The organism is Synechococcus sp. CBW1108, from assembly GCF_015840335.1.
GTDB lineage: Bacteria > Cyanobacteriota > Cyanobacteriia > PCC-6307 > Cyanobiaceae > Cyanobium_A.
In genome coordinates, this window is record NZ_CP060395.1 from 2307815 (window position 1) to 2320470 (window position 12656).

The window sequence follows — 12656 nt, forward strand, 5'->3', positions numbered from 1 at the left end:
GGGAAATGGGGATCGGGGGATCAGGCCCACCAGGGCTTGTCGCCGGTGCGGAAGTCGGTTTCGCTCCACTGGCTCATGAAGACGGTGTCGTTTTCCACCGCAACGTGGGACAGGGCCAGGGAGAGCGGGGCCGGGCCGCGCACCACCTTGCCGGTGGCGTCGTACTGGGAGCCGTGGCAGGGGCACATGAACTTATTGGCGCCGCTGTTCCAGGGCACCACGCAGCCCAGGTGGGTGCAGATGGCGTTGATGCCGTAGCTGCCGATGGCATCGCTTCCCTCCACCAGCAGGTAGGTGGGGTCACCCTTGAGTCCCTGCACCAGGCTGCGGTCGCCTTCCTTGTGGGTGCTGAGCCAGCCGCTGGCCGTAACTGTGTTGCCCAGCTCATCCTTGGCGGTGGTGCCGCCGCCGCTGCCTGCTGCCTTGGGGGGGATGAAGTAGCGGGCCACCGGATAGAGGGCGCCCAGGGCTACGCCAGTAACCGACCCGAAGGTCAGCAGATTCATGAACTGCCGACGACCCATTCCGGGGACATCACCATTTGAAGCGCCAGTGGAAGCGCTCGCAGGCAGCTGGGTCATGTCGGCTTGCCGGGACAACGTATTGCCCATTATGAACCTTGCCTGTGCGGTCAGGAGCCCGCCTGGGGCCTCTCAGCGGTGGCTGCAACATGCTGTTGTGCAATCCCTTGCCGCCAGCGTCGCGTGAGCCCTGGTCTGCCCCTGCCCCCCAGCCCCATGCCGGTTCCCGGCGAAGGCGATGGAACTCTCTCGGGCCAGGAGGTTTGGGACCTGTTGCTGGCCCGCTGGCAGGTTTCCTACGATCTCCAGCTGGTGCAGCGGCGAGGCCGCATCTATTTGCAGGTGATGTGGGCCTACCTGGAGCAGCAGTCCTTTCCGCTGAGCCAGGAGGGTTACCTCCTCAAGCTCGAAGAGCTCAGCGGGCTGCTCAATGGTCTGGGGGTGGCGGGCCAGGTGCGGCACTGGCTGCTCACCACCACCGACAAGCCCAGGCAGGGGCGGGCGATGGGACTGGCCTTAGAGATTCCTGCCGGGCGAGCAAGCGAGTTTCTGCTCTGAATCGGGCTGCTCAGGCGGGGCGCAGCCTTTCACTCAGGGCCACCAGGGCGATGCCCACCAGGTAGAGGGCCGTGATGGCGCCGGAGAGCAGCAGCATGGTCACCGGATCGGTGGAGGGGGTGAGTACGGCCCCGGCCAGGGCACTTGCCAGCACCACCCAGCGCCAGCCCGAGATCATGGCCTTGGCCTGCACCAGCCCCAGCGCACCCAGTAGCAGCTGCAACACGGGCAACTGGAAGGCCAGGCCCGTGGCCACCATCAGCAGCAGCACGAAATCCAGGTAGCGCTCAATCGACCAGCTCGGCTCCACCACGTCAGCGCCGTAGCTCACCAGGAAGTTCAGGGCCGCAGGCACCAGGGCCCACCAGGCGAAGGCCAGCCCGGCCGCAAACAGCACCGCTGAGCCCGCCACCGCCGGCGCCACCAGTCGCCGCTCCCTGCGGCTCAGACCTGGCAACACAAAGGACAGCCCCTCGTAGAGCACGTAGGGGAGGGCCAGGCTGAGCCCCGCGTAGCCAGCCACCTTCAGCGATACGAACAGAAATTCCCCTGGCGCCAGCTGCAGAAAGCGGATGCCCTCGGCAGGCATTTCCAGCAGGCGCACCAGTGGCTTGACCGCCAGCAGGCAGCCAGCGGCGCCCAGGAGCACCGCCAGCAGGCTGCGCAGCACCCGCCGGCGCAGCTCCTCGAGATGGTCCACCAGGCTCATCTCCACCTCCCCAGGAAACTCCTCGAGGTTTGGTTGGCTGGCCAGCCGGATGGGGGGCGGAGCTGGCTGGGGCAGATCCGCTCTCCCTGGTTTGGCTGGATCGGATTCGGCGCTCATGGTGACAGTCCCCCAAGCAGGCTAAGAGCGCGCTGGGGCTCGCCCCAGAGCACGGTGCCGCCGCGATGGCGCACCGTACCGGGCGCGGCCCCGGGGATGCGCTGTAGGTCTTCGGTGGGAACCATCACCACCGGGACCCGCAGGTTGCCCCGGCCGCGGCTGAAGTGGGCCGCCAGATCTGCGGCGGCCTGCAGATCGCCCTCGTTGGCCAGCCGCTGGGAACTCTTCAGCACCACATGGCTCCCCGGCACTTCCTGGGCATGGAACCAAAGATCTCCGCGGCGGGCCTGCCGGAGGCTGATCCAGTCGTTTTGGCGGTGGTTGCGCCCCACCTGCAGGGGCAGGCCGGAAGCGGTGTGCAGTTCCAGGGGCTGGGGCACGCCCTCGACCACGGAGCCGGGCCGGGCCCGGCGGGGCACGCTGCGGCCAGGTCCACTGCCTTGCCCAGATAAACCGCCCAGCCCAGGCAAACTACCCAGCGCTTCTAGGTCAGCGGCCAGGCCCAGCACCTGGTTGAGGTTTTCGGCCTGATCGAGATAGGTGAGGCTTGCCTCCAACCAGGCCAGCCGCTGGTGGTGCAGCTCCAGCCGCGGAGTGATCGCCGCCACGGAGCGGCGGCGTTTGCGGGCGGTTTTGTAGAGCTTCTGGGCTGCGTCGATGCACTGGCGGCTGGGTTGGATCTGGCTGAGGAGGGCGTCGGCCTGATGCTGCAGGACGTCGGCCTCGGCAACTGCCGCCAGCAGGGCCTCCTGTTCCCGGGCCTGACGGGTTTCTTTGGCGGCGACAGCCTCGAGCCGGTGGCGCAGTTGCTGTCGATGGTGCAGCAGGGCGCTGGCCTCCAGCTGCTCGCTGAAATAGGCGGCCAGGCCCCGGTTGATCCCCTGGGGCTCCTGCGGGCACAGTTTGCCCCAGCAGCGGTAGCCCTGCGGCTCGATGTGCCAGCAGAACTGCTCCCCTGCAACGGCGTCGAGCCACTGGCGCCATAGCTGCCAAAGCAGCTGCCATTGGGCTGGGCTGAGCCCGCCCACCTCGAGCTCCCCCCAACCCGGCGGCAGCAGCTGACGCAGCAAGGCCGGGCTCATTCCCTGGTAGGCGTCCCTCAGGGCCTGCTGCAGCGGCAGGGGCACCAGGCTCAGCCGTCTCTGCCAGCTCTGGAAGCTCTCCTCGAGCCGCGGGGGCTCGCCGGCCAGGGGGGGCGGGGGCTGGTAGGGATCCCCCGTGCCGATTGGCCGCAGGCGCGATTGCTTCGGTTTCACCTGGCGGGCCAGAGCCACCACCTGGCGCTCGCCATCCAGCAGCAGCAGGTTGCTGTGGCGCCCCATCAGTTCCACCACCAGCCAGCCCAGCACGGGCTCGCCAGGGCGTCGGGCGAAGCCAAGCTCCACCACCCGCTCCCAGCCCTGCTGGAGAATTTCCACCAGGGCCAGCCCCCGCAGGCCATGCTGCAATTGCTGGGCCAGGGTGCTGCCATCGCCCTGGCGGGGCGGCGCTGGGATCGTGTGCAGACGGGCAGCTTCCGCCTGCCAGCTGAGCTCGAGCCAGTGGGGCCCGCTGAGGCTGCGCAGGCTGAGTTGCAGGGTGTGGGGGCTGGATTGTTGGGCCTTCTCGAAGCGGCTGGGCAGTAGTAGTGGCCGCCATTCAGCCAGCAGCGCCCGCAGGGTCGTCACGTCCACTGCCTGCAGGCGAGAGGGGGCCATGGGCAGGGCAGGGGCTTCGAGGCTGGCTTCTACTCTGCAGGCCAGAGCTGATGTCTGCCATGAGCGCCCTGCCCGGCCGCCTCACCCTGATCACCGGCCCCAGTGGGGTTGGCAAGGGCACCCTGGTGAAGGGATTGCTGGAGAGGCACCCAGAGATCTGGCTCTCCATCTCGGCCACCACCCGGGGCCCCCGGGCCGGCGAGGTGGATGGTGAGCACTATTTTTTCCTGAGTAGGGATGCCTTTGAGCGGCAAGTGGCCGGGGCGGGCTTCCTGGAGTGGGCTGAATTTGCCGGCAACCTCTACGGCACCCCCCGTCAGCCGGTGGAGGCCCAACTTGCAGCTGGCCGGCCCGTGCTGCTGGAAATTGAGCTGGAGGGGGCCCGGCAGGTGCGCAGGAGCTTTGGCGCCGGATTCCAGATTTTCGTGGAGCCGCCCAGCTTCAAGGAGCTGGAACGCCGCATCCGGGGCCGCGGCAGTGACAGTGAGGACTCAATCGCTCGCCGCCTGGAGCGGGCCCGCATTGAACTGGCGGCAGCCCCGGAATTCGACGCCAGGCTGCTGAACGGCAACCTGGAAGAGGCCCTTGCTCAGCTGGAGCAGCTGATGGGCCTGAACGGCTAGGCCGCGGTCTGAACTGCTAGGCCGCGGTCAGAGCGGATGGAAGAGCAGGTCGGGGAAGAAGCGGTTGAACTCGATCAGGATGCCGGCCGTGATGGTGAACCAGACGGCGGCAAAAACCGGAGCGGTGGTGAGGAACTTTTTCATGGTTGAAATTCAGGACAGGACGGGTCGCAGTTCGAAGTTGCTCAGCGTGGCGAAACTGCTCAGCGTGGCGAAACCGTGACCTTGTCGTCGGATTCGAGCAGCTTGCCGCTGGTGAGTTCGCCAAAGGCGGCCAGGGGCCAGGTGGCGGCGGCCAGGGTGCTCTTGAAGGCCAGCGGCAGATCGATCTGGATCTCTTTCATGGTGGCGTCCTTGTCGCCCCGGATCGCCCGCAGGTAGTTGCGACCAGCCCAGCCGATGCAACCGGCTATGTATAGGAAGGCAATACCCGGGATCATGAAGTCGCCGGCGTGGCTCCAGCGACCGTCCACGATCAGGTGGGGCAGGCCATCGGCACCGCAAACGGCCTGGCTGTACATGGCAAAACGGGCCTTGGCCTGCTCAGTTTTGGCGGTGGCGGCCCGCTGCTGAAAGCGGGCGCTTTCGGAGCAGGGGGTCAGGCCCGCCACGTCCGCATGGGCCATGGGGGCAAAGCCGACCAACAGGAAGGCTGAGAGCAGAACTGCGAAGAGTCTGGGGGAGATAAAACGGCGCATCAGACGCGGGGCCGCGGGGCAGGATGTCACCCACGGACAGTACGGGAGCTCCCCAGCTCAGATGCCCACGGTTCTTGCCCTCGAAACAAGTTGTGACGAGTCGGCGGCAGCGATTGTGCGCGACCGGACGCTGCTGGCCAGTGCCCTGGCTTCCCAGGTGGAAGAGCACGCCCGCTGGGGGGGTGTGGTGCCCGAAATCGCCTCCCGTCGCCATGTGGAGGCCTTGCCCCAGCTGATCGCCCAGGTGTGCCTTGAAAGCGATGTCGCCCTGGCCGACCTCGACGGCATTGCCGCCACCGTTGCCCCCGGCTTGGTGGGGGCCCTGCTGGTGGCGTCTGTGACAGGTCGCACCCTGGCTCGCCTCTTTGCCAAGCCCTTTGTGGCCGTGCACCATCTGGAGGGTCACCTCTGCTCGGTGCAGCTGGGGGAGCCACTGCCGCCCGGCCCATACCTGGTGCTGCTGGTCAGCGGTGGCCACACCGAACTGCTGCGGGTCGATGGGCCCGGCCGCTATCTGCGCCTGGGCCGGAGCCATGACGATGCGGCCGGAGAGGCTTTTGACAAGGTGGCCCGGCTGCTGGGCCTGGCCTATCCGGGCGGTCCGGCGATCGAGGCCGCTGGCCGGGAGGGCGATCCCAGCCGCTTTGCCCTGCCCAAGGGCCGGGTATCTCGCCCGGAGGGGGGCTATTACCCCTACGACTTCAGTTTCAGTGGCCTCAAGACGGCGATGTTGCGCCAGGTCCGGGCCCTGGAGCAGGCCAGGCCCGCTGAGCCCCTGCCCCTGGCCGATCTGGCGGCCAGCTTCGAGCAGGTGGTGGCGGAGGTGTTGGTGGAGCGGAGTTGCCGCTGCGCCCGGGAGCAGGGACTTGAAACCCTGGTGTTGGTTGGGGGAGTGGCAGCCAACAGGCGGCTGCGGGCCCTGCTGGAGCAGAGCTGCCGGCGGGATGGCCTGGCCTGGCGGGTGGCGCCGCTGGCCTACTGCACCGACAACGCAGCCATGATCGGCCTGGCGGCTGCCCAGCGGCTGGCGGCCGGTCAGACCAGCTCCCTGGAGCTGGGGGTTGGGGCCCGAATGCCGCTGGAGCAGGCAGATCGGCTCTATGAACACCCTGGATGCTTTTAATGCAATGCCCGTAGGCTGGTAACCCTGCGGATCGGTGCGGTGCCATGACCCCCCTCGACGGCGAGAGCGATCCCCTGGAGCGTCCTGCTCCCACGTCACACTCCCCTGTTCAAGTAGCTGGCGAGCCCAGTCATGTCGCTGGCGAAGAGGTGCCGCCAACCGAGCTGAACGCCTGGCGCCGTGGTTTCACTCCCCAGGCTGAGATCTGGAATGGTCGCCTGGCGATGGTTGGGCTTTCGGTGGGACTTTCAGTTCTGGTGGTGGCCCGGTTGGCCAGCCGCTGACTATCTATCGCTGCATATTTTTCCTGAAAATCAGTAGCGACCACGCAGGGCCTGGGCCAGTTCGTTGGCTTTGGGACTCTCGGCAATGGCGTCCACGGGGTTGACCCGGCCCTGCTCCACCAGGATCTGCAGGGATTGGTTGGCAGTCTGCATCCCGTCAAAGCCGCTGCGGCCCATTATTTGCTCGATGGCGTCGAGTTCGCCGCGCTGGATGTAGTCCTTGCAGGCGTCGGTGTTGATCAGGATGTCGTGGTAGGCGGCCCGTTTGCCGTCATTGGTTTTTATGAGCCCCTGGGCGATTACGCCCAGCAAGGTCTCCGATACTGCCCGGCGCACGCTCTCCTGCTCGCTGGGCGGGTACATGCCCAGCATCCGTTCCACCGTCTTGATGGCGGAGTTGGTATGGAGGGTGGCAAACAGCAGATGGCCGGTCTGGGAGGCCTCGATGGCGGTGTCCAGGGTTTCCCGGTCGCGAATCTCCCCGATCAGGATCACATCCGGATCCTCCCGCAGGGCTGCCCGCAGCGCTTTGGCAAACAGCTTGGTGTGCTGGCCCACCTCCCGCTGGCGAATCAGGGAGCGACGACTGACGTGCACAAACTCAACCGGATCCTCAATCGTGAGGATGTGCCGGCTCTGGTTGCTGTTGATCCAATCGACCATGGCCGCCATGGTGGTGCTCTTGCCAGAGCCGGTGGCTCCGCTCACCAGGACCATTCCCTTGGGCCTGCGGCAGAGCTCCTGCAGCACCGGCGGCAGGTTGAGGTCTTCGAGGCTGGCGATCTTCTGGGGGACCAGCCTCAGCACCATCGCGGGCCCCCGCAACGAATCCATCAGGTTGATGCGCACCCGCACAAAGGGGAAGGCGTGGGAGCCGTCGTAGTCCTTATCGCGCTGGAAGCCGTCGATGGCGGCGGGGCTGAGCATCTCCCGCATCCAGCCGTTGAAGCGGGCCGCATCCGTGCTCGGCCAGCCGGTGCCTGTCATTTCCCCCCTGGCCCGGAAGCGGGGTTCCTCACCCACGCCGAGGTGCACATCGGAGAAGCCCTGCTCGTGGGCGATCCGCACGATGCCCTCCAGGTTGTCAGGCTGGCTGACGCTTTCGAAGCTGGGGCGGCTGGCGGCCGGCGGTGAGGGGGGCGCGGCCGGGAAGGGCGAGGGGGGAAAGGGGGATTGACTCATGGGCCCAGCGGCGTTGCCCCAGCTTCGCGGCTGCGCTTCTGTCTGTCAGCCCCGGATTTCTTCCCGGATCTCTTGCCAGCGCCCTTCGTAGGATTAGCCCTTCGTAGGATCAGTAAGTCTGCAAAGCTTCGGTGTCTAAGCCCTTAGTCACGATCGTGCTGGGCACCCGTCCGGAGGCCATCAAGCTGGCACCGGTGATCCGGGCGTTCCAGCGGGCCGAGGATTTCCGCACCCGGGTGGTGCTCACCGGCCAGCACCGCGAAATGGTGAGCCAGGTGATGGCCTTGTTTGGCCTGACGGCCGACCACGACCTGGACCTGATGGTGCCCAAGCAGACCCTCACCCACATCACCTGCGGCGCCCTGCAGGGGCTGCAGCAGGAATTCGCCAGCCATCGCCCCGATCTGGTGCTGGTGCAGGGCGACACCACCACGGCCTTCGCCTCTGCCCTGGCGGCCTTCTATGAGCAGATCCCGGTGGGCCATGTGGAGGCCGGGCTGCGCACCGACAACCTGCTCGATCCCTTCCCCGAGGAGGCCAACCGCCGCCTGATCTCCCAGGTAACCCAGCTGCACTTTGCCCCCACCCCCCTCTCGGCGGCCAACTGCCGGGCTTCCGGCGTGGTGGGCACGGTGTTGATGACCGGCAATACGGTGATCGATGCCCTGCTGCTGATGGCCGAGCAGGCACCGCCTTACCAGTTGCCCGGCCTGGATTTCGAGCGGCAGCGGGTGATCCTGGCCACGGTGCACCGGCGCGAAAATTGGGGTGAGCGGCTGCAGGAGATTGGCCGCGGCTTCCGTGAGCTGCTGGACCGGTACCCGGACACCGCCCTGTTGCTACCCCTGCACCGCAATCCCACCGTGCGCGAACCGCTGCAGGCCCTGTTGGGCGACCATCCGCGGGCCTTCCTAGTGGAGCCCCTCGACTACGACCAGCTGGTGGCGGCGATGCGCGGCGCCACCTTGGTGATGAGCGATTCGGGCGGTCTGCAGGAGGAGGCGCCATCGCTGGGCAAGCCGGTGCTGGTGCTGCGCCGCACCACCGAGCGGCCCGAGGCAGTGGAGGCGGGCACCGCCCGGCTGATTGGCACCGACAGCGCCGACATGGTGGCGGAGGCCAGTCGCCTGCTCGACAACCCCGAGGCCTACGAGGCCATGGCCCGGGCCCACAACCCCTTCGGCGATGGCCAGGCTTCGGGGCGGATTGTGGAGGCTGCCCGCAGCTTCCTGGTCTCAGCGCAACGGGCGACAAGCCCCTAGGGGCGTTTCTTGGCCCAGGGGGGCAGGTCGATGAACACCCGGGTGCCGCTCTTGAGCCCCGAGATTATCTGGGTGTCCTTGCCGCTGCTGATGCCCAGCTCCACCGGCTGGAAGGTGGGCTGGTTGTTCTTGCCCACCAGCAGGACTCCTGGGCGGCCCGATTCGGTCACGATCGCCACGGTGGGCACCAGGGTTTCGGCCCGCACCTGGCCGGTTCGGAAGCCGATGTCGGCGGTCATGCCGATCCGCAGCTCGGGCGGCTCACCCACCAGGCGCAGCACCACATCGAAGGAGGTGACGTTGTTGATCTTGACGGCCCTTGGTGTGATCCGCAGCACCTTGGCCTCGAAGCGCTGGTCTGGAAAGGCATCCACCCGCACCGTGGCGCTTTGGCCCATGTGCACCCTGCCGATGTCGCTCTCGGGCACCTTGGCAATCACTTCCAGGCCCTGGGAGAGTTCCACGATCGAGGAGCTGGTGGCGCCTGCGGTGGCTGAGGCGGTGGTGGTGGGGGTCACAAAGGAACCGGGATCGGCGAAGCGCTGGCTGATCACGCCAGCAAAGGGGGCCCGCACCACCAGCTCGGCCAGCTCCACCCGGCGGGCTGCTAGCCGTTGACCAGCGGCGCGCACGCCAGCTTGATCCACCAGAAAGGTGCTGCGCACCCTGTTGTAGTCACTCAGGCTGATGGCGTTCTGGCGATAGAGCCGCTCGTTGCGCTCCAGTTCGCTGCGGCTGCGCACCAGTTCGGCCTGGGCTGAGTTCAGCTGGGCCTGGAGCTCCCCCAAGCGGTCGTCGAGGTCACCGCGATCCATGCGGGCCAGGGCCTGGCCGCGTAGCACCTGGTCGCCCTCCTCCACATAGAGCTCTTCGATTACGCCTTGGCGTTTGGGGCTCACATTCACCCTTTTTTCAGCTGCCAGCTCGCCACTGACACTCACCACGCCAGGCAGGTTGCCGGAGGCGGCAAGCACGGTGTAAGTCGCCAGGCTGGCGCTGCTCGGGCCGCGCTGCCGCTGGATCAAGGCGATGCCAGCCACCAGCACCACCGCCGCAGCGGCCGCTGCCCACAGGCGCCGTTGCTTTTGCCAGGGCCGGCTTGGGCCAGGGCCGGGCCCGGAGATTGGCTTTGACGCTGCCGATGGGCTGGACACTGCCGGTGGCGGAGTGAGGGTGGGGATCAGCCTGGGGGCGAAGATCACCATTTTCGCTGCTGGGAGCCCTCGCCTGCGGCCCGTAGATTTCAGCAATGCTCAAAGCCGGAATCGTCGGACTGCCCAACGTCGGTAAGTCGACCCTGTTCAACGCCCTGGTGGCCAATGCCCAGGCCGAAGCCGCCAACTATCCCTTCTGCACGATCGAGCCCAACTCGGGCATCGTTTCGGTGCCGGATCCCCGCCTCAACCAGCTGGCGGCCCTCAGCTCCAGCAAGGAGATCATCCCCACCAAGGTGGAGTTTGTGGATATCGCCGGCCTGGTCAAGGGGGCCAGCCAGGGGGAGGGGCTGGGCAACAAGTTTCTGGCCAATATCCGCGAGGTGGACGCGATCGTGCACGTGGTGCGCTGCTTCGAGAACGACGACGTGATCCATGTGAGCGGTTCGGTGGGCCCGGCCCGCGATGCCGAGGTGATCAACCTGGAGCTGGGCCTGGCCGACCTATCCCAGGTGGAGAAACGCCGCGAGCGGCTCAAGAAGCAGGCGCGCACCAGCAAGGAGGCCCAGGCCGAAGATGGGGTTCTAGAACGGGTCCAGGCCGAGCTGGAGGCCGGCGGGGCGGCTCGCAATTTGGTGTTCAGCGCCGAGGAGGCACTGCTGCTCAAGCCCCTAGGGCTGCTCACCGCCAAGCCGATTATCTACGCCACCAACGTGAGCGAAGACGACCTGGCCGGCGGCAATGCCTATTGCCAGGAGCTGGCCGCCGTGGCCAAGCAGGAGGGGGCTGCCACCGTCCGCATCTCAGCCCAGGTGGAGGCCGAGCTGATCGAGCTGCCCGAGGCGGACCGCGCCGAATTCCTGGCGGGCCTGGGGGTTGAGGAAGGCGGCCTGCAGAGCCTGATCCGGGCCACCTATGCCCTCCTCGGCCTGCGCACCTATTTCACCACCGGCGAAAAGGAAACCCGCGCCTGGACGATCCAGGCCGGTATGACCGCCCCCCAGGCCGCCGGGGTGATCCACACCGATTTCGAGCGGGGCTTCATCCGCGCCCAGACGATTGGCACCCAGCAGCTGCTGGAGGCGGGCTCGCTGGCCGCAGCCCGCACCAAGGGCTGGCTGCGGGCCGAGGGCAAGGACTACATAGTGGCGGAAGGGGATGTGATGGAGTTTTTGTTCAACGTCTGAGGTTCCGCGTGGGCTGCCGCGGCGTGAACGCCGCTGGTGCGATGGGCGCGAGGGTTGCTGGCGGTGCTGGCCCCAGGTTGTCTTGTCGGGCTGCAGCGGTTTGCGGTTCCAAGGGGGGGGCTCAACGCTCCAGAGGTTCGGAACGTGCTGCATCAGGACGGTGAACTGGTGGTGTTGGTGTGAAGTCAGGGCAGCTCAAGCCAGCTGCGCAGGGCGAGATCGAGTTCAGCCAGGGTTCCTGATTCCAGGATCCCCACCACGGCACCGACAGCGGCTGTGGGCACTGTGAAAAGCTTGTCTGCCATGAGCTGTGAGGGTTTGCGCAGCCTATTGCTGCCACTGGGGTTCACGGGAATTCGCACCAGTGGTGCCTCCAGCAGGGTGCTGGTCAGCGGACAGAGCGTGACACTTGGATGACCTTGAAGCCAGCGATTGGCCTGCACCACGACGGCTGGTCTTGGCTTGCCTGAGTACACCCCAGAGGTGGCAACCGTCACGATTAATCCCCGTTGTAGAGCCACCGTCATGCTGTCCAACTCCGTCATGCGGTCCAATCAGTCCAGTCCGGAAGTTGCTCACTCCAGTTGGGTTTGCCGCTGTGTTCAGCAATCAAAGCCGACTGACGCCGAGCCTCATCGTTATTACTGAAGCGCTGCACATATTGCGCTATCGCCTCACGCACACAAGCGCTCCGGCTCTTTCCCATGCTCCGCGCCAGCCTATCCAACTGCTGCTCCAGCTCGGGCGCCACCCGCACACCGATCGCCATTGTGGATCTCGTTAAACGATTTGTAGAACACCCTAGCGCCCTCTTTCCGCATCAACTCATCTGTTGATGCCTTCTCCCCTCTGGCCGCTGGTGCTAATCAGTCATGCTTGACGAGACCCCTGTGGATCGTGTCGTGACCGTCAAGAGTTCGATCTCTCTAAGCGATGACCAGGACGCCTGTGCCAGATCCGATCCCTGGCGGAGACCGGCCGTTTCCCTTCAATGAGTTCCGTTCTTCAGCAGGGTCTAGATCTTTTGTGGCAGCAGCACGCCGATGCCCAGGCCGATCGGGCGGCCTTGCACGCCCTCCTTGCTTAGCGGGCAAGTGGCCCGTTTGTGACGTCCGGCGAGCTGCGTGAGCGCCTGAGCAAGTGGCGGGCATGACAAAAGCTGCATGGACCGTGGTGTTCGCCGCCGCTGCCGAATGGGATCTCGCCCTCATCGAGGCCTTTCTCAGTAAGGCCTATCAAGACTTTGGAGACCCCGCTGACCAAGCTGCACTCCACGCGGCAGCTAGAGTTGACGCCATAGTTGCCCACTCGGAACGACTGGCTGTGGCCCCAATGCGCGGGTCCATCCACGACGACCTCTTGCCAGGCCTGTGGTATCTCGCCCTTGGTCAGGCGATCTACTAGGCCATCTACTGGTTTCAGATCTGCGCAGAAGCGGCCTAGATTTGCATTCTCGCCGTGTTTTATGGCGGACAAGATCGTCAACTTCACATCCTCGTGAGGCTGCTTGGAACGAGGCGCTGAGAGCAGTGCGGCTTGTG

17 protein-coding genes are annotated in these 12656 nt (G+C 66.2%); 8 read left to right on the forward strand and 9 right to left on the reverse strand.

The annotated features are described in order from the left end of the window. Positions 1 to 20: 20 nt before the first annotated feature. The gene (gene petC / locus H8F27_RS12545) at positions 21 to 581 is read right to left on the reverse strand and encodes a cytochrome b6-f complex iron-sulfur subunit (protein ID WP_197148418.1); all 561 of its coding nucleotides are present in this window, start codon (positions 579 to 581) and stop codon (positions 21 to 23) included. A gap of 156 nt (positions 582 to 737) precedes the next feature. Here petC and H8F27_RS12550 point away from each other — a divergent pair, with 156 nt between their 5' ends. Further along, the gene (locus tag H8F27_RS12550; protein ID WP_197153556.1) at positions 738 to 1079 is read left to right on the forward strand and encodes a DUF3067 family protein; all 342 of its coding nucleotides are present in this window, start codon (positions 738 to 740) and stop codon (positions 1077 to 1079) included. Between the two features lie 10 nt (positions 1080 to 1089). Here H8F27_RS12550 and tatC read toward each other — a convergent pair whose 3' ends face one another. Both tatC and H8F27_RS12560 read right to left on the reverse strand, forming a co-directional pair. Further along, positions 1090 to 1905 (reverse strand): twin-arginine translocase subunit TatC, encoded by an 816-nt coding sequence (gene tatC / locus H8F27_RS12555; protein WP_197148420.1) that lies wholly within the window; start codon positions 1903 to 1905, stop codon positions 1090 to 1092. After that, positions 1902 to 3602: an NFACT family protein gene (locus H8F27_RS12560; RefSeq protein WP_197148422.1), complete on the reverse strand. Its 1701-nt coding sequence runs from the start codon at positions 3600 to 3602 to the stop codon at positions 1902 to 1904. The genes tatC and H8F27_RS12560 overlap by 4 nt, the downstream gene beginning before the upstream one ends. 59 nt (positions 3603 to 3661) lie before the next feature. On the opposite strand from H8F27_RS12560, the gene gmk reads away from it, so the two are divergent. After that, positions 3662 to 4225, forward strand: a complete 564-nt coding sequence (gene gmk, locus H8F27_RS12565) for a guanylate kinase (protein ID WP_370594415.1) — start codon at positions 3662 to 3664, stop codon at positions 4223 to 4225. 27 nt (positions 4226 to 4252) lie between these two features. Here gmk and psaJ read toward each other — a convergent pair whose 3' ends face one another. Further along, on the reverse strand, positions 4253 to 4369 hold the full coding sequence (psaJ, locus tag H8F27_RS12570) for a photosystem I reaction center subunit IX (RefSeq protein ID WP_197148426.1): 117 nt from the start codon (positions 4367 to 4369) through the stop codon (positions 4253 to 4255). Positions 4370 to 4428: 59 nt separating this feature from the next. Beyond that, entirely contained in the window at positions 4429 to 4923 is a 495-nt protein-coding gene (locus H8F27_RS12575; protein WP_197148428.1) for a Photosystem I reaction center subunit III, read from the reverse strand. A 61-nt stretch (positions 4924 to 4984) separates the two neighbouring features. On the opposite strand from H8F27_RS12575, the gene tsaD reads away from it, so the two are divergent. Both tsaD and H8F27_RS18320 read left to right on the forward strand, forming a co-directional pair. Next, positions 4985 to 6046 carry a tRNA (adenosine(37)-N6)-threonylcarbamoyltransferase complex transferase subunit TsaD gene (gene tsaD, locus H8F27_RS12580; RefSeq protein ID WP_197148431.1) on the forward strand — a complete coding sequence of 354 codons (1062 nt, stop codon included), beginning with the start codon at positions 4985 to 4987 and terminating at the stop codon, positions 6044 to 6046. Positions 6047 to 6090: 44 nt separating this feature from the next. After that, positions 6091 to 6330 carry a high light inducible protein gene (locus H8F27_RS18320; protein WP_370594416.1) on the forward strand — a complete coding sequence of 80 codons (240 nt, stop codon included), beginning with the start codon at positions 6091 to 6093 and terminating at the stop codon, positions 6328 to 6330. 30 nt (positions 6331 to 6360) lie between these two features. On the opposite strand, the gene H8F27_RS12590 is transcribed toward H8F27_RS18320, so the two are convergent. Next, positions 6361 to 7512 (reverse strand): type IV pilus twitching motility protein PilT, encoded by a 1152-nt coding sequence (locus H8F27_RS12590; RefSeq protein WP_197148436.1) that lies wholly within the window; start codon positions 7510 to 7512, stop codon positions 6361 to 6363. Positions 7513 to 7643: 131 nt separating this feature from the next. Between H8F27_RS12590 and wecB the strand changes: the two genes are divergently transcribed. Continuing rightward, positions 7644 to 8774, forward strand: a complete 1131-nt coding sequence (wecB, locus tag H8F27_RS12595; protein ID WP_197148438.1) for a non-hydrolyzing UDP-N-acetylglucosamine 2-epimerase — start codon at positions 7644 to 7646, stop codon at positions 8772 to 8774. Here wecB and H8F27_RS12600 read toward each other — a convergent pair. After that, entirely contained in the window at positions 8771 to 9976 is a 1206-nt protein-coding gene (locus H8F27_RS12600) for an efflux RND transporter periplasmic adaptor subunit (protein WP_370594417.1), read from the reverse strand. The two genes, wecB and H8F27_RS12600, sit on opposite strands and share 4 nt — an antisense overlap. A gap of 47 nt (positions 9977 to 10023) precedes the next feature. On the opposite strand from H8F27_RS12600, the gene ychF reads away from it, so the two are divergent. Together ychF and H8F27_RS12610 are read left to right on the forward strand one after the other, a co-directional pair. Then, positions 10024 to 11115: a redox-regulated ATPase YchF gene (gene ychF, locus H8F27_RS12605; RefSeq protein WP_197148442.1), complete on the forward strand. Its 1092-nt coding sequence runs from the start codon at positions 10024 to 10026 to the stop codon at positions 11113 to 11115. A gap of 36 nt (positions 11116 to 11151) precedes the next feature. Next, entirely contained in the window at positions 11152 to 11298 is a 147-nt protein-coding gene (locus H8F27_RS12610) for a hypothetical protein (RefSeq protein WP_197148444.1), read from the forward strand. A 2-nt stretch (positions 11299 to 11300) separates the two neighbouring features. Here H8F27_RS12610 and H8F27_RS12615 read toward each other — a convergent pair whose 3' ends face one another. Then, entirely contained in the window at positions 11301 to 11660 is a 360-nt protein-coding gene (locus H8F27_RS12615) for a type II toxin-antitoxin system PemK/MazF family toxin (RefSeq protein ID WP_231596258.1), read from the reverse strand. Next, positions 11657 to 11884 carry a ribbon-helix-helix domain-containing protein gene (locus H8F27_RS12620; protein WP_197148448.1) on the reverse strand — a complete coding sequence of 76 codons (228 nt, stop codon included), beginning with the start codon at positions 11882 to 11884 and terminating at the stop codon, positions 11657 to 11659. The genes H8F27_RS12615 and H8F27_RS12620 overlap by 4 nt, the downstream gene beginning before the upstream one ends. A 380-nt stretch (positions 11885 to 12264) precedes the next feature. On the opposite strand from H8F27_RS12620, the gene H8F27_RS12625 reads away from it, so the two are divergent. Further along, positions 12265 to 12519 carry a hypothetical protein gene (locus H8F27_RS12625; protein ID WP_231596259.1) on the forward strand — a complete coding sequence of 85 codons (255 nt, stop codon included), beginning with the start codon at positions 12265 to 12267 and terminating at the stop codon, positions 12517 to 12519. Positions 12520 to 12656: the final 137 nt, after the last annotated feature.